Source organism: Rhodopila sp. (assembly GCF_035548095.1).
GTDB lineage: Bacteria > Pseudomonadota > Alphaproteobacteria > Acetobacterales > Acetobacteraceae > Rhodopila.
Genome location: NZ_DASZUV010000014.1, coordinates 170,697 through 193,539, shown reverse-complemented (window position 1 = coordinate 193,539; position 22,843 = coordinate 170,697). Strand labels below are relative to the sequence as shown.

General features: G+C 66.5%; 23 protein-coding genes and 1 other RNA gene. 8 read left to right on the top strand and 16 right to left on the bottom strand.

What is annotated here, in order from left to right; translation table 11 throughout:
• Window positions 1-520: 520 nt before the first annotated feature.
• On the bottom strand, window positions 521-1,036 hold the full coding sequence (gene hpaR / locus VHC04_RS11560) for a homoprotocatechuate degradation operon regulator HpaR (protein ID WP_325681238.1): 516 nt from the start codon (window positions 1,034-1,036) through the stop codon (window positions 521-523).
• Complete coding sequence (gene hpaH / locus VHC04_RS11555) at window positions 1,033-1,839, bottom strand: 2-oxo-hept-4-ene-1,7-dioate hydratase (RefSeq protein WP_325681236.1); 807 nt, start codon at window positions 1,837-1,839, stop codon at window positions 1,033-1,035. Before hpaH ends, hpaR begins: the two co-directional genes overlap by 4 nt.
• A gap of 186 nt (window positions 1,840-2,025) precedes the next feature.
• Between hpaH and VHC04_RS11550 the strand changes: the two genes are divergently transcribed.
• The 4 genes from VHC04_RS11550 (at window position 2,026) to VHC04_RS11535 (ending at window position 6,122) form a co-directional block, all read left to right on the top strand.
• On the top strand, window positions 2,026-3,483 hold the full coding sequence (locus VHC04_RS11550) for a 4-hydroxyphenylacetate 3-hydroxylase N-terminal domain-containing protein (RefSeq protein WP_325681234.1): 1,458 nt from the start codon (window positions 2,026-2,028) through the stop codon (window positions 3,481-3,483).
• A 60-nt stretch (window positions 3,484-3,543) separates the two neighbouring features.
• Complete coding sequence (locus VHC04_RS11545) at window positions 3,544-4,047, top strand: DedA family protein (RefSeq protein ID WP_325681232.1); 504 nt, start codon at window positions 3,544-3,546, stop codon at window positions 4,045-4,047.
• Between the two features lie 246 nt (window positions 4,048-4,293).
• A complete protein-coding gene (boxC, locus tag VHC04_RS11540) occupies window positions 4,294-5,952 on the top strand; it encodes a 2,3-epoxybenzoyl-CoA dihydrolase (RefSeq protein WP_325681230.1) in 1,659 nt (552 codons plus the stop codon).
• Between the two features lie 38 nt (window positions 5,953-5,990).
• A complete protein-coding gene (locus VHC04_RS11535; protein WP_325681228.1) occupies window positions 5,991-6,122 on the top strand; it encodes a hypothetical protein in 132 nt (43 codons plus the stop codon).
• A gap of 61 nt (window positions 6,123-6,183) precedes the next feature.
• Here VHC04_RS11535 and VHC04_RS11530 read toward each other — a convergent pair whose 3' ends face one another.
• The 6 genes from VHC04_RS11530 to VHC04_RS11505 all read right to left on the bottom strand — a co-directional run bounded on the left by VHC04_RS11530 (window position 6,184) and on the right by VHC04_RS11505 (window position 12,611).
• Window positions 6,184-6,861 (bottom strand): 3-oxoacid CoA-transferase subunit B, encoded by a 678-nt coding sequence (locus VHC04_RS11530; RefSeq protein WP_325681226.1) that lies wholly within the window; start codon window positions 6,859-6,861, stop codon window positions 6,184-6,186.
• Window positions 6,862-6,866: 5 nt separating this feature from the next.
• Complete coding sequence (locus tag VHC04_RS11525) at window positions 6,867-7,607, bottom strand: CoA transferase subunit A (RefSeq protein WP_325681224.1); 741 nt, start codon at window positions 7,605-7,607, stop codon at window positions 6,867-6,869.
• Window positions 7,608-7,674: 67 nt separating this feature from the next.
• Window positions 7,675-9,558: a hypothetical protein gene (locus VHC04_RS11520; protein ID WP_325681222.1), complete on the bottom strand. Its 1,884-nt coding sequence runs from the start codon at window positions 9,556-9,558 to the stop codon at window positions 7,675-7,677.
• Window positions 9,559-9,640: 82 nt separating this feature from the next.
• Window positions 9,641-9,904, bottom strand: coding sequence for a hypothetical protein (locus VHC04_RS11515; protein ID WP_325681220.1), 264 nt, complete (start codon window positions 9,902-9,904; stop codon window positions 9,641-9,643).
• A 292-nt stretch (window positions 9,905-10,196) separates the two neighbouring features.
• Window positions 10,197-11,645, bottom strand: a complete 1,449-nt coding sequence (locus VHC04_RS11510; protein ID WP_325681218.1) for a VanZ family protein — start codon at window positions 11,643-11,645, stop codon at window positions 10,197-10,199.
• A 141-nt stretch (window positions 11,646-11,786) separates the two neighbouring features.
• Window positions 11,787-12,611 (bottom strand): DUF4349 domain-containing protein, encoded by an 825-nt coding sequence (locus VHC04_RS11505; RefSeq protein ID WP_325681217.1) that lies wholly within the window; start codon window positions 12,609-12,611, stop codon window positions 11,787-11,789.
• A gap of 264 nt (window positions 12,612-12,875) precedes the next feature.
• Here VHC04_RS11505 and VHC04_RS11500 point away from each other — a divergent pair, with 264 nt between their 5' ends.
• A complete protein-coding gene (locus VHC04_RS11500; protein ID WP_325681215.1) occupies window positions 12,876-13,097 on the top strand; it encodes a hypothetical protein in 222 nt (73 codons plus the stop codon).
• Between the two features lie 193 nt (window positions 13,098-13,290).
• Here the strand turns inward: VHC04_RS11500 and VHC04_RS11495 are convergent, their stop codons facing one another.
• Window positions 13,291-14,214, bottom strand: a complete 924-nt coding sequence (locus VHC04_RS11495; protein WP_325681213.1) for a homoserine O-succinyltransferase — start codon at window positions 14,212-14,214, stop codon at window positions 13,291-13,293.
• A 182-nt stretch (window positions 14,215-14,396) separates the two neighbouring features.
• On the opposite strand from VHC04_RS11495, the gene VHC04_RS11490 reads away from it, so the two are divergent.
• Window positions 14,397-15,242 carry a TauD/TfdA dioxygenase family protein gene (locus tag VHC04_RS11490; protein ID WP_325681211.1) on the top strand — a complete coding sequence of 282 codons (846 nt, stop codon included), beginning with the start codon at window positions 14,397-14,399 and terminating at the stop codon, window positions 15,240-15,242.
• Here VHC04_RS11490 and ruvC read toward each other — a convergent pair.
• Window positions 15,221-15,751 carry a crossover junction endodeoxyribonuclease RuvC gene (ruvC, locus tag VHC04_RS11485; RefSeq protein ID WP_325681361.1) on the bottom strand — a complete coding sequence of 177 codons (531 nt, stop codon included), beginning with the start codon at window positions 15,749-15,751 and terminating at the stop codon, window positions 15,221-15,223. The genes VHC04_RS11490 and ruvC overlap by 22 nt on opposite strands.
• A 207-nt stretch (window positions 15,752-15,958) precedes the next feature.
• On the opposite strand from ruvC, the gene VHC04_RS11480 reads away from it, so the two are divergent.
• Entirely contained in the window at window positions 15,959-16,627 is a 669-nt protein-coding gene (locus tag VHC04_RS11480) for a glycosyltransferase family 2 protein (RefSeq protein WP_325681209.1), read from the top strand.
• Between the two features lie 35 nt (window positions 16,628-16,662).
• Here VHC04_RS11480 and VHC04_RS11475 read toward each other — a convergent pair whose 3' ends face one another.
• The 6 genes from VHC04_RS11475 to VHC04_RS11450 all read right to left on the bottom strand — a co-directional run bounded on the left by VHC04_RS11475 (window position 16,663) and on the right by VHC04_RS11450 (window position 22,207).
• Window positions 16,663-17,412: a YebC/PmpR family DNA-binding transcriptional regulator gene (locus tag VHC04_RS11475; protein ID WP_325681207.1), complete on the bottom strand. Its 750-nt coding sequence runs from the start codon at window positions 17,410-17,412 to the stop codon at window positions 16,663-16,665.
• Between the two features lie 186 nt (window positions 17,413-17,598).
• Window positions 17,599-19,989, bottom strand: a complete 2,391-nt coding sequence (locus VHC04_RS11470) for a hypothetical protein (RefSeq protein ID WP_325681205.1) — start codon at window positions 19,987-19,989, stop codon at window positions 17,599-17,601.
• A 424-nt stretch (window positions 19,990-20,413) separates the two neighbouring features.
• Window positions 20,414-21,232, bottom strand: coding sequence for a TIGR00282 family metallophosphoesterase (locus VHC04_RS11465; RefSeq protein WP_325681203.1), 819 nt, complete (start codon window positions 21,230-21,232; stop codon window positions 20,414-20,416).
• A gap of 197 nt (window positions 21,233-21,429) precedes the next feature.
• Window positions 21,430-21,586: non-coding RNA, 6S RNA (gene ssrS / locus VHC04_RS11460), on the bottom strand.
• A gap of 9 nt (window positions 21,587-21,595) precedes the next feature.
• Complete coding sequence (locus tag VHC04_RS11455) at window positions 21,596-21,946, bottom strand: cell division protein ZapA (RefSeq protein WP_325681201.1); 351 nt, start codon at window positions 21,944-21,946, stop codon at window positions 21,596-21,598.
• 9 nt (window positions 21,947-21,955) lie between these two features.
• A complete protein-coding gene (locus tag VHC04_RS11450) occupies window positions 21,956-22,207 on the bottom strand; it encodes a hypothetical protein (RefSeq protein WP_325681199.1) in 252 nt (83 codons plus the stop codon).
• Between the two features lie 81 nt (window positions 22,208-22,288).
• On the opposite strand from VHC04_RS11450, the gene VHC04_RS11445 reads away from it, so the two are divergent.
• Window positions 22,289-22,720, top strand: coding sequence for a hypothetical protein (locus VHC04_RS11445; protein ID WP_325681197.1), 432 nt, complete (start codon window positions 22,289-22,291; stop codon window positions 22,718-22,720).
• The last annotated feature ends 123 nt before the right edge of the window (window positions 22,721-22,843 follow it).

Sequence of the window (22,843 nt, the reverse complement as noted above, 5' to 3'; positions counted from 1 at the left end):
GCCCGGCGGATTTTTGTCAGCCGCGACCGGATCGCCGGAACCGTGCGCCGGTACCACCCGTGCCGCGATCGCAACAATGCACCGCGGCACCGCCGTGCCTGCCACCGGAATGGCGGCGTCCGTGCCACGGATGCCCCCTCGGTTCGGCATGGCCTGGCCGCGCCAGATCCCGGAACCGCCCCGAACCGATCCTGACAGAACCTTCGTGGCTGTGGCATGCACCGTCACCGCAACGAGCCCATGGCCGCGCAGATCGCTGGGCATCGCCACGCGCAATACGATTGAAACAAATGTCCAGGTTCTGTTGGCGGCCTTGCGCAAATTCCCGTGCAACGTGTACTAAATTATGCACGGTGGCGGCTGATAGATGCCGCATATCGCCGCATTTCACTACGACCGTATGCGGAGAACCCGACCGGCCCTGCAGCGAACTGCGCGCTTTGGTCATGTCTCACGCTGAAGTTTCGAAAACTCGTGGCAGCAAGCGCAACATAGGCTTACACACCGGAAATGCAAAGCGTTACATGTCTTCGAGTGAACTCACAGTATCGTGAGGCAGCGTCACCTCCAGGCTTTGCATCACCTCCTCCAGCTCCTCCAGCAGGCGCTGCAAATCCGCCATGCGCTCCGCCCCGAACGCGTCCGTGATGGCGCCGTAGATCACCTCCGAGTCCGGTGAGACACGTTCGATCAGCGCGGTGCCGAGCGCACTGATCCCGATATGCGCTCGGCGCAGATCGGCGGGATCGGCATGCCGTTCGATCAGCCCGCGCGCTTCCAGGTCCTTCAGGATGCGCGACAGGCTTGGGCCCAGCAGGAATGTCACCCGCGCCAGCTCCGTCACTTCCAGTCGGCTGCCATTGGCCAATGCGCGCAGAATCCGCCACTGCTGCTCGGTAATGCCGTAGCGGCGCAGTTTCGTCCGAAAATGCCGCATCACCCCTTCACGCGCACGCAGCAGAAGCATCGGCAATGAGCGGGAAAAATGCCGAAGCCGCACCCGGACGCGCGGCGCGGCATCCACCAGGTCGTTCATCGGGCAAAATGGCAGTTGATGATGCCGTACGGCCCGTAATCCGCGGTGATGGTATCACCCGGCCGCGCCTCGATCGGGCGGATAAAGGAGCCGGCGAGAATAACTTGTCCGGCTTGCAACGATTCGCCGTAGGCATGCAGCCGCTGCGCCAGCCACACGATCCCGCGCGCTGGATGGTTCAGCACACCGGCCGCCAGGCCGGTTTCCTCCACCTCGGCATTGCGGGCGACGATCGCGCCCATCCAGCGCAGATCGACCGCGTCGGGACGCATCGGACGACCGCCGGTCACGATGCCCGCGTTCGCCGCATTGTCGGCGATGGTATCGAAGATCTTCCGCGCCGCCTTCGTGTCCGGATCGGCGCGCAGCACGCGCGTATCCAGAATCTCCAGCGCCGGCAGCACATAATCCGTGGCGTTCAGCACATCCAGCACCGTCAGGGCCGGTCCCGACAGCGGTGCCTTCAGCACGAAGGCGATCTCCGCCTCGATGCGCGGCTGGATGAAGCGGTCGGGCGGAATGACATCGCCATCCTCGAACATCATGTCATCCAGCAACACGCCGGAATCCGGGATGTCGATGTTCAGCGCATACTGCATCGCCTTCGAGGTCAGCCCGATCTTCCACCCTGTCTGAACCCGTCCATCCGCCTTCTTGCGCGCCATCCAGGCAGCCTGGATAGCGTAGGCGTCATCCATCGTGATGTCTGGATATTGCACCGAGAGGATGCCGATCTGAATGCGCGTGCGTTCCGCCGTGTCGAGGCTTTCGGCGGCCTGGGCGATCTGGTCGGCGGTCAACATGACAGCGGCTCCGCGGCTGGATGGCGCGGCGGCAGCGCCGGCTCTGATTGATTAACATGTTACGGGCGGCCATCGCGCCGGGTCAAGGCGAGCACAATTCCAGGGTTGGCCGGTAGATATTTCTCATGTTAAATATCTGTCACAGGCCGCCAGCGCGGCGAAACGACGACAGGGAAGGACGACGTCATGACCGCTCGCACCGGTGCGCAATACAAGGCCGGGCTGGCCGACTCCCGCACTGTCTGGCTGGGCAGCCAGAAGGTGGACATCCTGACGCATCCGGCCTTCGCCGGCTCGATCGAGGGCATGGCCGGCTATTTCGACTGGCAGAACAGGTTCGCCGACGACTGCCTGGTGGACGATCCGGACACCGGCGCACCAATGAACGCCAGCCTGATCCTGCCGCGCGGCGCCGATGACCTGGCCCGCCGCCACCGTGCGTTCGAGCGGCTGAGCCAATACTCGTACGGCATGCTGGGCCGCACGCCTGACTATGTGAACGTTACGCTGGCCGGCTTCACGGCCCGTGCCGATGTGTTCAGCCCCACCGGCGCCGACCGGTTGCGCCGTTTCTACCGAGAGGTGGTGGATGGCGATTTGTCGATGACTCACACCATCATCCAGCCGGCGATCGACAAATCCATCCCCGATACCCATGGCATCAACGGAGAGTTGGCCGCTCGGGTCGTCCGCCGCACCGATACCGGCGTGGTCGTGCGCGGCGCCAAGGTCCTGGCCACGCTGGGCCCGTTCGCCGATGAACTGTTCGTGTATCCCGCCGCGCCGCTGCCGCCCGGCACGCCGGCGGAATACGCGCTGTGTTTCTCCGTCCCGATGGCGACCAAGGGGCTGCACACGCTGTGCCGCGACCATTGCGGTACCGCCGATAGCCGGCAGGACCACCCGTTCTCCAGCCGGTTTGATGAGCAGGACGCGTACATGATCTTCGACGATGTCGAGGTACCATATGAGCGTCTGTTCATCGATTGCGACATCGAGGTCTATAACGGCCTGCGCCGGGCGGGATGGGCGGCGAACGTGTTTCAGCAGACCTCGATCCGCGCGGCGGTGAAGCTGGAATTCGCCTATGATCTGTGCCTGCGCATGGCGCAGGTGACCAACAGCGAAACCAAGCCGGACGTCGCCGCCGCGCTGGGAGAGATCTGGGCCTATGCGCAATTGACCCGCGCGGCGACCAGGGCGGCGGAAGCCGGCGCGCATGATCAGGGAAACGGCGCCTTCTTCCTGGATGACCGGCCGCTGCGGGCGATCCGCAGCATGATGCCGGCCTGGATGATCCGGGTGAATGAGATCATCAAGTCGCTGGGATCGCACAACCTGCTGGCGACGCCCAGCCTGTCACTGTTCGACAATGGCGAGATCGGTCCCCTGCTGGAACAGCTGATGCCCGGTGCGCGCGGCGTCAGCGCCCGGGAGCGGGCGGAGGTATTCCGCACGGCCTGGGATTTTGCCGGCTCCGCACTGGGCGGCCGCGTGGAGCTGTACGAGCGCTTCTACCTGGCCAGCCAGCAGAAGAATTTTACCCGGGACCACTCCCAGTTCCTGCAGGAATCCGGTGGCGCCGGTTTCGGGTTGTTCAGTGATTTCCTGCGTGAGATTGGCGGTTCCCCGATTGGGCGGTAAGAGCGCGCGCGGCGCCACGCAAGGGGCGCGCCCCGCGCAGGAGAGACCGCCATCACTGCCTTGATCGACGCCACCCTGGCCTTCATCCGGGACCACGAGGCCTGGGCGGCGCCGATCGTCCTGGTGCTGGCCTTTGGGGAATCGCTGGCCTTCATCTCCCTGCTGCTGCCGGCCACCGTCATCCTGTTCGGCGTTGGCGGGCTGATCGGCGCCACCGGCATCGGCTTCTGGGAAATCTGGGTCGCGGCGGCCGTCGGCGCCTTTCTGGGTGACTGGCTGTCGTACTGGTTCGGCTATCACTACCAGCACCAGATCGCCGAGATCTGGCCGCTGTCGCGCTATCCGGATCTCGTGCCGCGCGGCATCCGCTTCTTCAACCGCTTTGGCATAGCCGGCGTGTTCTTCGGCCGGTTCTTCGGCCCCCTCCGCGCGGGTGTGCCACTGGCGGCCGGGATCTGCGCCATGCCGGCCCCCGCCTTTCAAATCGCCAATGCCACCTCGGCGGTGATCTGGGCGACCGGCATCCTGGCGCCCGGGACGCTGCTGTTCGACTGGTTGAAATGACCGGTGGCTGATCAACCGGGGCCGCCTTGGGGCACCGGCTGCGCCGCACCGGCCGCGATCGCCGCCGGTTCCCGCCCTGAGCCTGGATCTGGGCGGCCTGGATTTGGGCGGTCTGGATGTGGACCCGGATTTCCCTTTGGGCCGGAATGAGCAGCGGCCGCGCCGGCGATGCGGATGTGCCGTTGCCGGCCACCCGGCCCGAGACGCAGAATACGCGCCCCCGCCGCCGTTTCGAGGATTCCCAGGATGACCCATCCCCCTCCGGTCGACTATCAGACGGACCCGACGCGTTATCGGCACTGGACCCTGGCCGTCGACGGCCCGATCGCCACCCTGTCGGCCGCGTTCGACGAAGAAGCCGGCCTGCGTCCCGGCTACAAACTGAAGCTGAACAGCTACGACCTGGGCGTCGATATCGAATTGCACGACGCCATCAACCGCATCCGGTTCGAGCATCCCGCGGTCAGGACCGTCGTGATCACCAGCGCCCGCGACCGCGTCTTTTGTTCCGGTGCCAATATCTACATGCTGGGCGTGTCCAGCCATGCGTGGAAGGTCAATTTCTGCAAGTTCACCAATGAGACGCGCAACGGGCTGGAGGATTCATCGCGCCATGACGGCCTGAAATTCCTGGCCGCCGTCAACGGATCCTGCGCTGGCGGCGGCTATGAGCTGGCCCTGGCCTGTGACCGCATCCTGCTGGTGGATGACCGCAGCAGCGCGGTCAGCCTGCCGGAAGTGCCGCTTCTGGGGGTGTTGCCCGGCACCGGCGGCCTGACGCGCGTCACCGACAAGCGACATGTCCGCCCCGACCTGGCGGATGTGTTCTGTACCATGAGCGAGGGCGTGCGCGGCAAGAAAGCGAAGGACTGGCGACTGGTGGATGACATCGCGAAACCCGCGCAGTTCGCCGCGAAAACGGCGGAGCTGGCCAGGGAACTCGCGGCCGACAGCGTGCGCCCGACTGCCGCGAAACCGGTCGCCCTGACGCCTCTGGCGCGATCGGTGGAACCGGATGCGTTGCGATATCAGGCTGTTACCGTATCGATCGATCGATCGGCACGCGTCGCGACGTTCCTGGTGCAAGGTCCGTCCGATGTGCAGCCGGACGATCCGGAATCGATCCTGGCCGCCGGCGCCAACTGGTATCCGCTGACACTCTCGCGGGAATTGGAGGACGCCATCCTGTGGATGCGCACGAACGAGCTGGACATCGGCGTCTGGTTGCTGAAGACGCAAGGCGACCCCCGGGCGGTGCTGGCGCTGGACGAGATTCTTCTGGCCTACCGGGAGACCTGGCCGGTACGCGAGACCGTTGGCTATCTGCGCCGTACGTTCAGCCGCCTGGACGTGACGTCGCGCAGCCTGTTCGCCCTGATCGAGGAAGGATCCTGCTTCGTCGGCTCGCTGCTGGAGCTGGCGCTGGCCTGCGATCGGTCCTTTCACCTGGCGCTGCCCGACGACGAAACGAAAACGCCGCGGATTGCACTGACAGAGGTGAATTTCGGGCTTTATCCGACGGTCACCGGACAAAGCCGTCTGCAACGCCGCTTCTATGACGATGGTGCCATGCTGCAGACCATGCGCGCCGAGACGGGGCGCCTGTTCAGCGCCGATGAAGCATTCATGCTGGGATTGGTGACCAGCAACCCCGATGACATCGACTGGGCGGATGAAACCCGCATCGCCATCGAGGAACGTGTCGCCATGAACCCCGACGCGCTCAGCGGCCTGGAAGCCAATCTTCGTTTCAATGGAAAAGAAACGATGATGACCCGGATCTTCGGCCGCCTGAGCACATGGCAGAACTGGATCTTTCAGCGCCCGAACGCGGTGGGCGAGAAGGGCGCGCTGAAAGTTTATGGCAGGGGGGCACGACCGGAGTTCGACCGCGAACGCGTGTAGCCGGGGTGTAAACGCTTTCTTCACATCTGACGGACAAAATGAAACGGCTGGCAGGACGGGCCTGCCAGCCGTTCAAACCGGAGGATCAGATGGTAACGCATCTCGTCTTCCTGGCGCTGATTGTGGTGATCGCGACCGTCAAAGTCAAGATCATCATCAGGCAGCGTTAGGGGAACGGCCGGCCCTTCGGGGCCGGCCACCCCGGTTCGCGCGAGAATGCTCGTCCGCCCGTCACCCCGACGCGATCTCCTTCAGCCCGTCGGCAACCGTCAGCGTTCCACCGGTCACGGATCTCACCTCCTCCACTGTCAGTCCAGGGGCGATCTCGCGCAGCAGGAAGCCCGATCCAGTCGGCTCAAACAGGCCGTAATTGGTCATCACCAGGGTTACGACACCGCGAGCCGTCACCGGCAGGTCACACGCCTCCACCAATCGAGGTTCGTTCTTGCGCGTAACATGCTCCAGTATGATGAAGACGCGCCTGGCGCAGGCCGCCAGATCCATCGCGCCGCCGATGCCACCGCCCTTCTGGCCGGCCAGCTTCCAGTTGGCGAAATCGCCGCCCATCGAAACCTGATAGGCGCCCATCACCGTCGCATCGATATGACCGCCGCGAATCACGCCGAAACTGTCCGCATGGTGTACCACGGCCGCGCCCGGCCTCAGTGTCACGTTCTGGCCGCCGGCATTGACCAGGTTCAGATCCTCTTCTCCCTCGGGGGCGACGGGACCATAGCCGATCACGCCGTTCTCGGAATGATAGGTGATGTCCCGGTCACCGATATCGGTGTTGGAGCACATGGTGGGGATACCGACGCCCAGGTTCACGATCCAGCCGTCCTGGAACTCGCGCGCCACGCGGTCCGCCATCTGCTGGCGCGTCAGGCCCTTGGTCTTGCTTTCGCTCATGCCGCCTATCTCCCCCTCGCCTGGCGCTTGGCCGGCCATATACCCTCGGGTGCGGGAGGCACCTGCACCAGACGATGGACGTAGATGCCCGGTGTATGAACATCGTCGGGATCGATGGCCCCCGCCGGCAGGATCGGGTCGTCGATTTCCGCGATCGTGCAGCGCGCCGCGGTCGCCATCACGGGATTGAAATTTCGTTGCGAACGATGAAATCGGAGATTCCCCAGCACATCGGCCGTTTTCGCTCGGATGAACGCGTAATCGAGCGGGAGTGCGTATTCCAGCAGGTACTCCCGGCCGTTGATCACGCGCGTCTCACGCCCGTTGGCCAGTTCGGTGCCGACCGCCGTCGGTGTGTAGAAGGCCGGGATACCGGCACCCGCCGCGCGCATCCGCTCCGCCAGCGTACCTTGTGGCACCAGCTCGGCGTCCACCTCTCCGGATTCGTAATATTTGGTGAACGGCAGCACGTCGGTCGGCCGCGTCGCCGCGGTGAAGGCACAGATCACCTTCGCCACCTGCCCGTTTTCCACCAGCATGCCAATATCCGGCATGCGCGGCTGCTGGGCGCCCCCTGTCGTATTGGCGACCAGCGTCAGCCGCTTCGCCCCCTGCTCCATCAACGCCTTGATCAGATTGAACGGCGTGCCTGGCATGGCGAAACCGCCAAATGCGATCGTTGCACCGTCCTGTATATCCGCCACCGCATCGGCGAAACTTGCGCGCAGCTTGCTCTTCTGGGTCATCTCGTCTCCGCCCCGGCATGGGCTCCGGCCCACGCTGTTGTCACCACGTTCGGGACGCGATCAACGGTCAGCCGATGGAAGGTGTCAAGGGATCGGCGGCCGGCCGGGTCAGCAGGCCGGCGATGCATACCAGGAAGAACAATGTGGCAAGCCGTGGCGCCTCAAGCACGTCGTCGAACAGGCCGGAGACCAGGAACGCGGTCACCGCCCCCACCACCGGCGCGGCGCCGGGGATGCCGGATCGCGCACTGGCCAGCGCCTGCAGCAAGGCCGCGCCCGCCAGCGCGAGATACGCCGCGACGCCGAGCAGCCCGGTCTCAAACAACAGCATCAGATAGACGTTCAGCATGCGCCAGGCGACATGCGTGTCGTCGGTGAACAGCCACCGGTCCAGGCCCTGAGCGAAGTCACCATTCGCCAGCAACTGGTTGCCGGCGGCATCGGTCACACTGACATTCCGCACCTCCACGCGGCCGTGCTGGATGAACACGGAAAACTCGACCAGCCGGTGCAGCAGCCCCCCCAGCGCGGCACGCCCCAATCCAGCCGTGGACAGGGTCACGTCCAGCGTTTCCCACCGTCCACGTACAGGCAGGTTGATGGAACCGCCTCGGCATTGATCGGAATACAATAGGACCTTATCGCACAGGGACACCCCAAGCATGTTGGGTTCGTCAACCGCCTTGGCCTGCAGCCGCACCCGCACCGGTCCGCCATCCGTCCCGATCTTCTGGCCCAGGAAGAAAGCGGTCTCGTCACGGATCTCCAACGCGGTGTTCGCGCCCTGTGGCAGCAGGCGCAGATCGCTGGGCCGGTCGACCCGGGACCGGACCAGCATCGCCCGCTGGTAGCTGCCGAGACCCATCCCGAACAGTGTCGGCAGGATGCCCGTATCGCGGACCGCGAGTCCGGCCTGCCAGTTCCCTTCGCGCGTCGTGAAATCGCCGCTGCTGTCGGCGAAGCGAGCGCGCATGCCGGTGAAGGCCACGATGCCCGCAAGGCCGCCCACGACCACGGCCGCCGCCAGGATTCTGCCCAGCACGGATGCGTTCCGGCGGCCGCGCGGCCAGGCGAACCCCGCAGCGACCATCCCCGCGGCGCCAGCCAGGTACGCCGTGCGCGCCAGCGTCGCCGCCAGCGTATATACGCCCAGCATCAGGCCCAGCACGGCAGCGCCGATGCCCAGGATGCGCGGCCGCAGCGTCCCCAGACTCAGCGTCCCCCGACTCAGCGTCCCCAGACTCAGGGCGAATGGCAGTGCGAGAGCGGCATAGGCGCCGATATGGCCGCCACCGACATGCATGCTGGCGAACGGGCCAGCCACGCGGTAGTCGCCGCTGAAATCCAACAGGTTGGCGTATAGCAGCCTTTCCGCCGCCACGATCGCTGTCACCACCGCCAGGCCACAGGCGATGCCCTGGCCCAGGCGCAGCGCCACGTCCCCGTGCGTGCGCTGCCGCCGCGCCAGAAACGGCATCAGCAGCAGCGCGGCAATCAGGCTCCGCGCCAGGCGCAGCGCATTCAGCGGCTCCAGATACGGGATGTCCGACGGCATCGCGCCGAGCGGCGAGGCCAGACCTGCAATAACGGCGATGGCCCAGAGCATCGCGAGTGCCGCCAGGATCCAGCCGCCCGGTCCGCGCGGCAGGTCGCCGGCTTCGGGCGGTGTGCGGAGCAGCAGGATGCCCAGCGTGGCCAACACGAACAGGTCCGCTTCGCCAATGAGCAGCCAGCCGGTCCACATGGTCATGTCATATGCCGGGAGCACGATCGGCAGGATCAGCAGGAAAGCCGCAGGGCGCATCCACAGCAGGATCGCATACGCGGCCAGCACCGCACCCAATACCCAGGGGCCGAGCGGATAGAGAACGACGGTATAGGTGGCCGCAGCCAGGGGAACCAGCGCGGCCACCACGCGGGCCACGGTCTCTGGCGAAGCGTGCCTGGTCACGGATGACATCCCGCCACGCCTGGCGCGGTCCGGCAAGAGCGCGATTCACAGCTTCCAACCGCCGGCTTCAGGCGATCGCGCTTTAGCAGTCGGCGCCGCAGATCCCCGACTTCATATTCACCCTGAAGGCGGGGGCGTGCGGCGTATCGGGGGTGCAGAACTGGTAGGTCGTGCCGCTGGGGCTGGCGTCGACAGCCCAGTTGAAGCTGCCGCCCCCAGCATAGTCATAGTGCAGGATGCCGGGCGCGGTGTCGCTCGCGCCGCCGACCTGATAGGTCCCGGCCTCATCGCCACGTCCCGAACTGGCCATCCCCTTCTCATAGATGATGCCGCTGGCGCCACCCACATGGGTCTCATTCCATTCCAGGTTCGGTCGGCTGGCGCCTGGAGCACCGCATACGCAAACCGACCCCGCAGTGGTAAAAATGGAACGCAGGGCCGACCGCGTCAGGACGGTGGAACAATCGCCCTGCGCCTTAGCGAGCCCGGGCATCAGCGCGGACAGCAACGCGGCAGCGGCCATGAGCCTGGCCATAGGTCGCCTCCCCCCTTCGATTGGAACTATGTCAATTGTGGCACGCCGGATGACACACTGGCAACGCCAGATTGCAAATGCCGACCGTTCGTGCCGATATTTGTCAGTATTCTTCGACGTCACCCGCGGCTCGTCCGGCCGGCGGCGGCGCGAGGTCCCGCCGGTCCCGGCTCCGCGGCGCCGGTACCGATGCAGAGCGGCGAGCGATCGCAGCCAGCAGGGCCCAGGCCAGATCGAGCAGCGGCAACGCCAGCGCGGCCGCCAGCCCGCCGACCGCCACGGCGTTGATGTCGCCCTCCAGACCCGGGCGCAGATAGCGGGCGACCTCGACCAGCATCGACAGCGACGCGCCCAGGCAAAAGGCCAGGGCCATCCGCCCGGTCCGCGGGGCGCATAACCATACGGCCAGCCCGACCGGCAGATACATCAGCGCATGACCGACCAGGTTCTTGGCCGCCTCGGCCTTGGTCACGATGTAGTAGTCATAGAGCGGCAGCCAGCCCAGCGGATTTGTCTGCGCCATGGCATCAGGCCAGGATCGCCATGCGCCGGAAACGAGCTGGTTCGCCAATGCCAATGCCAGCAGGTACGGGATCACCAGCCACGGCACCGTCGCCGCGGCTCTCGCTCGTACCCGGAGGAGGTCCTGCCGGACCAGCCAGGACAGGCCCGCGGCACCGATGGCGATGCCCAGCGTCCGATACAGGATGGCGATCGCGGCTGGTGACGCGCTCAGCACCAGGGTCGACAGGATGAACAGGGCCACCGCCAGGCAGAAGCCGCGCGTGACCGCGGCGACAGTACCGCGCCCGACGCGGTAGCGGCCGGCAACCTTGGTGAAGGCCAGCAGCATGCCCACCGGCACGAAGGCGCTCACGGACGCCACGATCACCAGCACGCGGATCGCCACGGGCCTTCCGGCGCCCGGCACCGCCGTCAGGGTCTCGGGCAGGCGCGCGATCTGCGCCGCCAGGTCCGCCGGTTGCAGGGCGAAATCCAGCGGCATCAGCACGAACACCACCAGCGCTATCAGGTACAGCCGCAGCAGCGTGACCAGGGCGGCCACCGGATCGCGCCGGCGCAGCAAGGTGGGACCCACCGTCTCGTGCCACAAGACGAAGCCGGCACAGCCGATCAGGCAGCCCAGCGACTGCGCCAGGACATAGTTCAGCGTCACGGTACGCGGCGGGAAGAACAGCTGGAGATATTTCACCGCCAGCACCGTGACGACACACCAGGCCAGCGCGACGACAAAGGCGAACGGCTTCAGCCACCCGATCCGGCGCGGCCACAGCGTCGCGGCGACCAGGAAGCCGTAGGGCACCAGGGCCAGCAGATTGCCCATCCAGTCCGCCTGCTGGTCGGAGCCATGCGGGACAAACCGCATGTGCAGGAACGCATTCCAGGCATCCGCCGGACTGCGCGGCACGAAATTGATGCCGGCCGGTCCGACCAGCGTGCTGGAATAGATCAGCAGCGCCAGCAGCCCCAAGCTGAGCAACAGCGCCGTGCCGTTGGCCGGCCAGATGCCGGGCTGCCGTGGCTCAGGCATGCCGGCCGGGTCCGCGCCAGGGGTCCCGCAAGAGACGGCGCCGCAGACGGGCCAACGGCGAAACCCGTCGGCCGGCGGCGAAGCGGACCGCGGGCGCCTTCCTCCCACCATGGCGGGCGGAGAGCCGCTTGTTGAGCGGGCTCAACGCCGGCGGATCACCAGATGCAGCAGCCACAGCCCGATCAGCCCCAGCGGTACCCAGGGCAGCGCCAAGGCCACCCAGGCGATCATGTCTCCGGTCGAAGCGATCACCATCCGCGCGAAATCGTCCATGGCCGCTCGGATCGGTGAGATATCAAACGGCCCGGCCTGCTGGATCAGCCCGTTATAGGTGATATCCACCCGCACCGTATCCGTAATGGTCCGCAGGTAGTCGCGCTGCGCGGTCAGGCTTTCGACCGTGCCCTGCACCTCGGCGAGCTGTTTCTCGACGGCCACGAGATCGCCGACCGAAGCCCCTTGCTGCGCCAGAAGCTGCGTCAACCGGTCGCGCAGCGTGATCTGCGCCGCCAGCCGCTTGTCGATGTCGAGAGAGGCGATGGTCTTGTCCTCGGCATTCTCGGCCTGGCTGACCAGACGGGCCGGGGGAGCGGTGAGGACCGCGACGAAATCCTTGTATTTGTCCGGCGCGATGCGCACGGACAGCGAGCCCTGCACGGAACCGTCCGGCTGGCGGTCCACCCGCGCATGCAAGATCGATCCGCCGGCCGACAGCGCGGCCTGGGACGCGGCGCGCACCGCCGGTTCCACACCCTCACCCGGCAATTCCAGCACGAAGCTCTGCGTGTAGGCGACCCGCCGATCCGAGGCATCCTCGGTGCGCATCTTCATGAAATTGCCAGGCGCGGCGGCCATCATCGGGGCCGCCATCGGCGGCAGCGGCCGGATCGGCGCCTCGCGGCGGCAGGCGCCCAACAGCGCCAGGGCGACGAGCATCAGGCAAAGCAGCGAGTGGCGGCGGTTCATACGGCGGCCTGTCCCCAGCCTGTGTTGCGAGACCATGATCCTGGCAGGTGCCGACACGCACCGGGGGCTCGATAGCATCCCACCTCCGGCACCGCCAGCATGGCGTTGCCGCCACAGGGCCGGTGTTTTCTCGGCGACATGGCAGCCCCGAAGGAGCCAAGCTGGCGAATCCGAGGCGTGATCCGCTAAAGTCAAAATTGAGGTGGGCCAAGGATGGTGCACCTCGCGCCAGAATGTGCCCGACCCTCCTGATTGGAGCCTGAGATGAAACTTCGTTACCTGACCGCCGCTGCTCTCGTGGGGGCCCTGTTCGCGGGCCAGCCGGTGCTGGCGCAGACCACGACCACGGATGCGCCCGCGAAGACGACGACGCACCACCACAGCTCGCACAAGAAGTCTTCCAGCAAGAAGAAGAAGCCGACTTCGACGGCCCCTGCCTCCTCGACGGCCCCCGCCTCCTCAACGGACGGCGCGAAGACCGAATAAGCGCGTTCCGGTGCGGCCCGTGCCGAACGGTCCGCGCCGGCTTTCGCCCAGATGACGACATCGCTTCCGATAAGGCGCCGCGTGGTGACGCCCTATTTGATCCGCTGATTTTGATCCGCTGATATCGACGCATTGAACTTCGGATCGCTGTTCGTCCGTCGCCATCGGCCTCGTCCTGCCTAGGCGCGAAGTCTCAGCGCCCCGGTGCCAGCTGCTCCAGGTCATATGGCGTCCCCTGGTAGACCATATTGATCCAGTTCCCGAACAACAGGGTCCGGTGCGCGCGCCAGGTCATGCGAGGCGCCAGATCGGGGTCATCATCCGGAAAATAGTTGAACGGCAGCGCCGTCTCCAGACCCGCGTCGCGGTCGCGGCGATATTCGCCGAGCAAGGTTTCGGCATCATATTCAAGATGATTGAACATGTAGATGCGCCGGGCGGCGGCCTCTTGAATCAGGCAGATGCCGCTTTGATCGGACTCCACCAGGATCTCCAGCCCCGGCACCGCGACGACATCGGCAGGCCGCACTTCCGTATACCGTGACACCGGAACGAAGAAATTGTCGTCGAAGCCGCTCGTCAGCGGTTCGAACGGCTTCACCGTCCGGTGGCGGAAGACGCCGAATCGCTTGGCGCCCACATCGTATTTCGGCAATCGATGGAAATGGTACAGCGCCGCCTGCGCTCCCCAGCAGATGAACAGGCTGCTGAAAACATGCGTCCGAGTCCAATCCAGAATCTCGGTCAGCTCCTGCCAATAGGTCACCTGCTCATAGGCCAGGTGCTCGACCGGCGCGCCGGTGACGATCAGCGCGTCAAAACGGCGATGCCGTACGTCCTGCCATGTGTTGTAGAATGCAGTCAGGTGTTCCTGCGGCGTATTCTTCGACTCATGCGTCGCCGGGCGCAGCAATGTCATCTCGACCTGAAGGGGCGTCGCGCCCAGCACGCGCAACAGCTGCGTCTCGGTCTTGATCTTCTCCGGCATCAGGTTCAGCAGCGCGATCTGCAGCGGACGGATGTCCTGGCGCAGCGCCACATCCTCGGTAATGACGGGCACACGCTCGCGATCGAGCACGGTTCTCGCGGGCAGGTCGTTGGGGATCTTGATCGGCATGGTTCCGGTCGCTTCGCAATCGCGCGCAGACCATGCCGGGGTCCAATGCCTGGATCAATCGCCCCTGGATCAATCGCCCCTGGATCAATAGCCGGCGCGCGGGCGGACAGTATCCGCGCCGATGCTTGACAAGTCCTGCCCCCGCCCCGGACCCTGCCGGAAACACAGGAGGCGTCCGGGCCATGCGCAATCAGCTCCTCGACATCCAACCCATCGCCGGCGCGCTGGGCGCCGAGATCGGTGGCGTCAACCTGGCGGATGAACTGGGCGATGGCGTCATCGCCGAGATCCGCCAGGCGCTGCTGGACCATGGCGTGATCTTCTTTCGCGACCAGGTCCTGGACGTCGACAGGCACAAGGCGTTCGCGCGCCGGTTCGGGGACATCTTCATCCATCCCAATTTCCGCGGCACGCAGGCAGATCCCGAAGTGGTGAACGTGGTGCGCAACCCGGGCGACGCGCGCATCGTCGGTGAGAAATGGCACCATGACACGACGATGGTGGCGGAGCCGCCGATGGGCGCGGTGTTCTACGCGATCGAGGTGCCCCCGTATGGCGGCGATACGATGTTCGCCAGCCAGTACCTCGCCTATGAAACCTTATCGCCGGGATTGCAGGCCTTGCTGGAGGGACTGCGCGTCAAGCACACCGATCGCGCATTGGCCGGACCACAGGCCGGCGTCAGCAAGACCCGATCGACCGCGGTGCGGGAGGATGCCGACTGGCGCGAGACGATCACCTATCATCCCGCTGTCATCACCCATCCGGAAACCGGGCGGAAGGCGTTGTTCGTCAACCATTCCCACTGCGTCGCCTTCGAGGACATGACCGAGGAGGAAAGCCGGCCGCTACTGGATTACCTGCTGGAGCACGGGCATCGGCCGGAATTCACCTGCCGGTTCCGTTACACACCCGGTTCGGTGGCGTTCTGGGACAACCGCTGCGTCAAGCATATCGCGGTGAACGATGCCGGCCCGTTCCGCCGGGTCGCGCGGCGCATCCAGATTCAAGGCACCCGGCCGCAATAGCGTTCACCCGGCGACGGCGGCCGCCCCCAGGCCAGCCGAGAGGACCGGTGATGCGCGTGGCAGATCGCCACCGCCAGTGCGTCCGCCGCATCTGACCGGCGCAGCGCCGCACCCGGCAGCAGGCGGCGGACCATCATCTCCACCTGCTGCTTGTCGGCGCCGCCGGTGCCCACCACCGCCATCTTGACCGTCTTGGCCGCATATTCCGCGACCGGAATGCCGGCCAGTGCCGGCGCCAGCAGCGCCACGCCGCGGGCATAGCCCAGTTTCAGCGTCGCCGAGCCATTGCGGTTGACATAGGTCTCCTCGACCGCCGCTTCCTGCGGCCGGTGCCGCTCCAGCAGGTCAGCCAGCAAATCATGCAGCGTCCTCAATCGATGCGGCACGGAGTCGCCTCCGTCGGTGGCGATCACCCCGTCGGCAACATGGCGCAGCCGGCTGCCCTCGGCCTCGATGATTCCCCAACCGGTGAAGCGCAGCCCCGGATCGATCCCCAGCAGCCTGACCATCGCGCGAATCGCCCCCGTTTCAGCGATCCGCATGGTTATAGCGGCGGGCGCTGCCGCGCCATGCTATACTGAATCGTGCGACCCTGAAGGCCATGCCACCTCGGATCATATCACCCTGGACTAAATCACCCTGGACTAAATCACCCTGGGCCATGCCGCCCTGGCGGCTGCCGCTCTCGACACCCTGGACGGACCAACCCTGCCTTGATGAACATCTGCGTCGTCACGCCCTATTTCCGCGCCGATCCGGCCTGGCTGCAGCAGGCGCATGACAGCGTGAAAGGGCAGTCGATCCCGGCCCATCACATCCTGGTCTGCGACGGGTCGGAACCGGCACAGATCGCCGACTTTCAGGGCACGCACATCATCCTGCAGCGCAACTACCAGGACTATGGCAATACACCGCGTCTGATCGGCAGCTTCCGGGCGGTCACGCGGGACGCCGACGCCATCGCCTTTCTGGATGCCGATAATTGGTACCATCCGTTCCACCTGGAAGGGCTGCTGCGGTTCGCGCAGGAACGCGGGCTGGATGCCTGCGCTTCGGCGCGCATGCTGCACCGGCTGGACGGCTCGCCGATGATGAAGTGCCCGCATGTCACCGGGCGGCCGCACATCGATACCAGCTGTCTGCTGGTGATGAAGCCGGCCTTCCGCCACCTGATCGGTTGGACGCTGTTTCCCCAGGCGGTGGCGGCCGATACCGACAACCGGCTGTGGCAATACATGCGCGGGGCGGGCGCGAGGCTGGATTTTCTGGACAACCCCACCGTCGCCTATCGCACCCGCCATCGCATCCATTACGACCTGGCCGGCCTGCCGCCGCCGCCCGAGGCCGTGGTACGGTCCGACCTCAGCGGTGAGCACTATCGCTGACAGTCAATTCACGGGGTGCGGCCCGGAAGCGGCCGTCAACCGGACAGGGCCGCCATCACCGCTTCGGGGATGTCGAAATTGGCGTAGACGTTCTGGACGTCGTCATTGTCCTCCAGCGCGTCCAGCAGCTTCATCAGGCTGCGCGCGCGTTCCTCGTCCACGGCGACCGAGCTGGTCGGACGCCAGTCCAGCCGCGCGGTCTCGGGTTCGCCAAACCGCGATTCCAGGGCGTCGCGCACCGCGAAGAAATCGTCGACGGCGCAGGTGACTTCATGCCAGTCGGCGTCGCTTTCCACATTCTCCGCGCCTGCCTCGATCGCGGCTTCCAGCATGTCGTCGGCCGAGGCCGCGGCGGCCGGGTAGCGGATCACGCCCAGGCGGTTGAACATGAAGCTGACGGAATTGGTCTCCCCCAGCGCGCCGCCGTGCTTGGAGAAAGCCGCTCGCACATCGGACGCGGTGCGGTTGCGGTTGTCGGTCAGCGCCTCGACGATCACGGCGACGCCGGCCGGGCCGTAGCCCTCATACCGGACCTCGGCGTAATCGTCGCCGCCGCCCGCGCCGGTCGCCTTCTTGATGGCGCGGTCCACCGTGTCCTTCGGCATGTTCGCCTGGCGCGCTGCGATGACGGCGGCGCGCAGACGGGGATTGGACGCCGGGTCCGGCAAGCCCTGACGGGCCGAGACGGTGATCTCCCGGATGATCTTGGCGAACTGGCGGGCGCGCCGGGCATCCTGTGCGCCCTTGCGGTGCATGATGTTTTTGAACTGGGAATGGCCGGCCATGGTCGATGCGTTCAGGTTCCGTGTACGATACCGGGGGATAGATAGCGTCGGGCGGGCGGCGGGAAAAGCACGCTCAATTCACCTGGCGTGTCACCGGCCGCGTGGCCTGGCAGTCATCATCCGGCGCGGCGGCCAGGATGTCGCGGCCATGAAAAAAAGCACCACATGCTCGGACGAGCGGTGGCTTTATCCAAGGCCTGTTCCCCTTGACCCGGGCCAGGCGCCGGCGACCGCGATGCCGATCGTCAGAAGCACGCCAGCGGCGCTGAGCCATGCCGCGAGGCGCCGGACAGGGGTCCAGCCATCCCGCAGGATGATCGTGCTGTGGCCGGCGGGCAGCGGCAGGACCATCAGCCCGGCGCTGCCCTGCCAGGGCAGCACCGCCTGGCCGTCGAGGCTCACGCGCGTGGACGGAAACCAGGGATGCGCCAACTGCACGAAGCCGGGCGCGTCGCTATCGATCGTCAAACTGACCCTGTCCAGCGTGACGGCGTAGGCGGTCAGCGTGGCATGCCAGGGCTGCCGTGCCGCCGGCAATGCACCGGCGGGGCCGCGGACCGCCAGCGCCACGGCGCGGCCGGCCGCGAAATCCGGCTGCTCGATCCGCAGCAGCGCCTGCAGCGTCGCGCGGATCGACGGAATCCGCGGATCCAGTCGCGACGCCTGAAAATCATCACCCCACAGGACGGGCTTCTCAAGTCCTCGATCGGGCTCCAGGGAGACCAGGAGCCGACTGAACAGGACAGGGGCTCCCGGCACCGGCAGATAGCGGCCCAGCACGGGATCATCCACGCCGCCCACGATCGTATCAGGACAGCCGAGGGCGGTCGCGCCGTAGCAGATGACCCTCCGGACATTGAACAGGCCCAACCCCGCCTCCGCCTCGGCCGACAGGCGCCCGGTCTGCCGCAGATCCCGCGCCGCCAGCTCGGCGACCGTGACCAGCAGGTTGTGCAGCCGCGTGGCTGCCAGGTTGTGATTGCCGACGACCCGCTGCACCAGGGCGTCGTAGCTCATCGGCGTGCCATGCGGGTCGATATTCGCCTCCAGCCTGCCGTCCGGGGCGACGATCAGCGCGACGACGCGCTGGTCCGGCGCGGTGCGTTCCAGATAACGCCCCGCCTCGATCAGGAAGTCCTTGTCGGTGCGGGCCACGGGCTGGATCGCGGTGCTGGCGAGGTCGATCACCACCAGCACCACCGCGGCCAGCAGCGCCCGACCGGCCAGCAGACCGTTGTCGATCAGCCAGTCCAGGCCGATCGCGGCCAATATTGCCAGGAAGAACAGCAGGAACACGATGTCGCGGACCAGCGGGTTCCACAGGAAGAACGACGCCAGCAGACAGACCATGGCCGGCAATGCGACCGCCCGCCGCTCCGACCGCAGCCGGCGCAGCAGCAGCCCAACCAGACCGGCAAGCCCGAACAGCACAAGGCCCAGCCCCAGATAGGCCCAGACATCGGCGCCCCAGGTCGTGCGCGTGTTGCGCCACAGCACCAGATGCAGCAGCCGGCTCAGGCTGGGTATCCGTAGCCGGAACGGCGCTCCCGCCGGCTCGATCATTACCCAGTCAGCCTCGGCCATCACCGGCAGGACGGCGATCATCGACGTGACCACACCGGCGAGCCCGGCAGCCATCAGCCACGGCACGCCACGCCGGTACCAGAAGCCGACAACGAGGGAGACAGCGCTGAACAGCACCAGATAGGCGGCCACGAACAGCGCATGCGGCTGGTGGTTGACGATCAGTCCGGCCGTGGCAAGCGCGAAGATCAGCAGGTTGACCCACCGCCAGCCGCGACCTCGGCACAGCCCGTCGGCCGCGAAGAATACCAGCACCAGAAAGACGATGGTGAAGGCCTGGGGCAGCACGCCGCGGAACAGCAGCAGGTGCAGATGCGCGAACGACCCGGCAAACATCGCCGCCGCCAGCGCCGCCGCCACCGGACCGACCGACAGCCGCCGCATCCAGGCGTAGAACAGCAAGCCGCTGAGCACATGCAGCGCGAACAGCAGCCACTTCGCCGTCAGCAGCGCATCATGCACCGCATAATCGATCCCACCGCCAACGACGTACAGCAGCGGACCGGTGAACCACAGCAGCGGGGCACCCGCGTACTGGTAATTGGTCCAGAACGGCAGCGTACCGTTCTGCAGACCACGGCGCACCTCCAGGATACGCGCGATATGGGAACCGGTATCCCCGCCCAGCAGGACGCCAGGGTTGAGGTAGGCGTGGCCGAACAGGACCACCAGGATCAGCAGCAGGATGAACGCCTCAGCGCCCGAAGCGGTGCGCAGCAGCCGGCTGAAGCTCGCGCGGGCGACCTCCAGCCAGACCAGCAGGAGAAGCGCAAGCGCGGCCAGCGCCAGCATGGTGAAGCCGGCCACGCCTGGCGCCGACAGCAGCAGGCCGGCCCGGATCGGGCGTCCGTGCAGGCTGGCATCGATGACGGCGTCCTTCAGCCGGTCGATCGTAATGAAGGAGACCGCCATGATCGCTGCCGCGGCAGCCGCCAGGGCCAGCAAGGCAGCAACGTTCGCGCGCCGATCCGGCGCCGCACCGGCCTCAGGCATCGTTCCCTCAGGCATCGTTCCCTCGGGCATCGTCCCCTCGGGCATCGTGTCGCCTGAATGGCGGCCGCGCCAAGCAGGACATCAGCCATGGGTCTGGCGGGTTCAACGCCTTGTTTCGATTCGCGCTGGTCCGATGGGTGTGGCCTGGCTGGCTGGCATGCCCTGTCGCGTCCGATCCGATCGCCGGCATGTTTAGCGCAGCCCGCCTGGCCGTTGCCACGAAGAAGGCCAGTTGCGCCGACCGGGCCTTAGGCGTGCACCATCTTCGTCCGCGCGCGCACCATGCCATGCGAAGGCATGGCGGGGCGGCGGCGGCGGAAGCGGGCCGCGGTGCGGGTAGAATCCCGCTCCGCCCGCGCCGATGCGCAATGGCCGATCCTGGCTTAACGCAGCACGGAGGAGACGACAGGCCGCGGCGCCACGGTCATGACAGCTCCGGCATGACCTGCGACAGCCGCCCACCTTGCCGCAAGGGTGCGATCCGGCGGGCCTTGCCGGTGCCGTCGTCGGTTTCGACGAAGACACCGCAGACCGTTGCCTCACCCTCCGCCGGATTCAGCTTCTCACCCGGCATCTTTCGCCAGAAGCGCAGGCCCGCGCCGTCCTTCGCCATGCCGATGACGCTGTCATAATCACCGCACATTCCGGCATCGGACTGGAACGCCGTACCACCCGGCAGCACCTGCGCATCCGCCGTCGGGCAATGGGTGTGGGTGCCGACGACGAAGGAGATCTGGCCATCGAACATATGCGCATAGGCCATCTTTTCGCTGCTGGCCTCGGCATGGAAATCCGCGACGATCGCCTGCACCGAGGTGCCCAGACGGTAATGCGTCAGCACGTCCGCGGTGCCGCGGAACGGGCAGTCCAGCGGGTCCATGAACAACCGGCCCATCGCCTGCAGCACCAGCACCTTGCGGCCATCCGGCAGGGCTACCAGCACCGATCCATTGCCCGGCGTGCCGGGCGGATAGTTCAGCGGACGGATCAGCCTCGGGTTGTCGGCAATGAAGGGGATGATTTCCTTCCGATCCCAGGCATGGTTCCCGAGGGTCAGCACATCGGCCCCGGCATCGAACAGCGCCCGCGCCATATCCGGGCTCAGGCCGAAGCCGTGCGAGGCGTTTTCGGCATTCACGATCGCCAGGTCGATGCGCAGGGCCTGCCGCAGGTCGGGCAGCCTCGCCGCCACGGCGTCCCGTCCGGTCCGCCCCACCACATCACCCAGGAACAGAATTCTCATTCACCCCTCATCCGCATCGCGCCGCGTTCAGCCACGACGGCGTCCAGCGGTATGTCGTAGGAGCCGGCGGAGGTTTCGTCCACCTGTCGCGGCGCACGGACGCGATCCGGCCGGACACAGTCCAGGGCGCGGTCGTGGAAGCGCCGCCACGCGCATCGCCTGCTTCGCGGCATCCAGGTCGTCATTGATCGGGAACGTGCGGAGCCGCCATGGCCGTTGGCGCTTCATCCTCCCAGAGCCTGCTAGTGCAGGTGGGCGCCGGATACCAGGACCACGATCCCGACAGAGCCAGCTCCCGAGGGAGATGCTTAACGGCCCCGGGGATGAGTTGCCTGACGCACCGGGCAGCTCCGCCAAGTGAACTTAGGGTTGCTCGAGCCCGTCCGCAATCTCTTCCGCGCGCTTTGCCATCCGGCTGAGCTTGCGGGTCAGTTTCGGGTCCGGCTTGGCAGCGCCGGGTTCGGCGGCCTCGAGCTGCTGCAGGCGCGCCCTGGTCTCGAACAGATCATCCGCGAGCAGCAGCGAAGCCATCACCAGCATGCGTGCCTCACCCGACGGTCCGGCGGCGGCACGCACCCCGTCGATCCGCCGGTTTACCTCGGCCGCCATCGCCTCCAGGTGCTTTTCCTCTCCGTCCTGGCAGCCGATCACATAGGCGTAGCCGTTGATGCGAAGCGTCACCTGCGCCATCGCGCCTTCCTTCTGCCCGTCCATGCCTGCCGGCTACTGCGTCTTCGGTTCGCCCAGCGCCGCCCGCAGGCGGGCGATCAGCGAATCCAGCCGGTCCGCGATCTGGGGAAGAGACAGGTCGGCGTCCGATCCGTCAACCACGCCGGCCGCCGCGACCGATGGCGGTTGCGGCGACGGCATGGCCGCTGCCGTCATCGGGCGCCCCGCCGCGAGCCTGGCGATCCGCTCCAGCGCGGCCTCCAACCGGTCCGCCGCCGTTTCCGGATCTTCCGCGTCGTCCGCCATGCGCCCTGTGCTATCCCCAGCCGATACTGCGTGAGCCGATGCTGCTTGATCTGATCGCGGCTGGAGGCTTGAACGTCAAGCATGATCGTTCACCCCCCGCCATTGCCTCCGGCCGTGATCGTGCACGGTCTGGCTGATGCGCGGACCGCCCTGGCGGTGGGGATGCCGGTCACGCTGCTGTCGGCGCCAGGTGCGGCCGCCTTCGCCGGCTGTCTTTGGTGGCGTGAGATGGTGACCGCCGCCCGCGCCGCCTGCCCGGCAACCGGGGCAACCGATATCCTGGATTGCGCGGACGCGCCCGGCCTGGCGATGGCGGCCCTGCGCGGCGGGGTTTGCCGGCTGGTGCTGTCCACCGCGGTGCCGGCCTGGGGCCCGGTTCGACGGCTGGCGGAGGCGCAAGGCGGCTTCGTGCTGGCTGATGCTCCTCCTGCCCTGGATCTCGGTGCCGTGGATGGGGCATTCCGACTGCGCGCCTGGCTGAATGCCGCTGATTCCCACCCCGGAAACAGGTGACAGGAAGCAAGGGTGACAGGCACACCGGCGTGAGTTACACCCCGCCGCGCCGCCCAGGAAAACGCAGCCAGGGAAACGCATCCAGGGAAACGTCTCAGGAAATATGTCCAAGAAAGGATTTTC

Bases quoted from the DNA above. Each gene is read 5' to 3' on its own strand.
- VHC04_RS11535 (WP_325681228.1), top strand. From the start codon at position 5,991: ATGAAACGGCTGGCAGGACGGGCCTGCCAGCCGTTCAAACCGGAGGAT.
- VHC04_RS11450 (WP_325681199.1), bottom strand. From the start codon at position 22,207: ATGGCGGACGACGCGGAAGATCCGGAAACGGCGGCGGACCGGTTGGAG.
- hpaH (WP_325681236.1), bottom strand. From the start codon at position 1,839: ATGTTGACCGCCGACCAGATCGCCCAGGCCGCCGAAAGCCTCGACACG.
- ruvC (WP_325681361.1), bottom strand. From the start codon at position 15,751: ATGGTCAGGCTGCTGGGGATCGATCCGGGGCTGCGCTTCACCGGTTGG.
- VHC04_RS11480 (WP_325681209.1), top strand. From the start codon at position 15,959: ATGAACATCTGCGTCGTCACGCCCTATTTCCGCGCCGATCCGGCCTGG.
- boxC (WP_325681230.1), top strand. From the start codon at position 4,294: ATGACCCATCCCCCTCCGGTCGACTATCAGACGGACCCGACGCGTTAT.
- VHC04_RS11465 (WP_325681203.1), bottom strand. From the start codon at position 21,232: ATGAGAATTCTGTTCCTGGGTGATGTGGTGGGGCGGACCGGACGGGAC.
- VHC04_RS11530 (WP_325681226.1), bottom strand. From the start codon at position 6,861: ATGAGCGAAAGCAAGACCAAGGGCCTGACGCGCCAGCAGATGGCGGAC.
- VHC04_RS11510 (WP_325681218.1), bottom strand. From the start codon at position 11,645: ATGCCTGAGCCACGGCAGCCCGGCATCTGGCCGGCCAACGGCACGGCG.
- VHC04_RS11495 (WP_325681213.1), bottom strand. From the start codon at position 14,214: ATGCCGATCAAGATCCCCAACGACCTGCCCGCGAGAACCGTGCTCGAT.
- VHC04_RS11550 (WP_325681234.1), top strand. From the start codon at position 2,026: ATGACCGCTCGCACCGGTGCGCAATACAAGGCCGGGCTGGCCGACTCC.
- VHC04_RS11445 (WP_325681197.1), top strand. From the start codon at position 22,289: ATGATCGTTCACCCCCCGCCATTGCCTCCGGCCGTGATCGTGCACGGT.
- VHC04_RS11505 (WP_325681217.1), bottom strand. From the start codon at position 12,611: ATGAACCGCCGCCACTCGCTGCTTTGCCTGATGCTCGTCGCCCTGGCG.
- VHC04_RS11525 (WP_325681224.1), bottom strand. From the start codon at position 7,607: ATGACCCAGAAGAGCAAGCTGCGCGCAAGTTTCGCCGATGCGGTGGCG.
- VHC04_RS11455 (WP_325681201.1), bottom strand. From the start codon at position 21,946: ATGGACGGGCAGAAGGAAGGCGCGATGGCGCAGGTGACGCTTCGCATC.
- VHC04_RS11490 (WP_325681211.1), top strand. From the start codon at position 14,397: ATGCGCAATCAGCTCCTCGACATCCAACCCATCGCCGGCGCGCTGGGC.
- VHC04_RS11500 (WP_325681215.1), top strand. From the start codon at position 12,876: ATGAAACTTCGTTACCTGACCGCCGCTGCTCTCGTGGGGGCCCTGTTC.
- VHC04_RS11470 (WP_325681205.1), bottom strand. From the start codon at position 19,989: ATGCCTGAGGCCGGTGCGGCGCCGGATCGGCGCGCGAACGTTGCTGCC.
- VHC04_RS11475 (WP_325681207.1), bottom strand. From the start codon at position 17,412: ATGGCCGGCCATTCCCAGTTCAAAAACATCATGCACCGCAAGGGCGCA.
- hpaR (WP_325681238.1), bottom strand. From the start codon at position 1,036: ATGAACGACCTGGTGGATGCCGCGCCGCGCGTCCGGGTGCGGCTTCGG.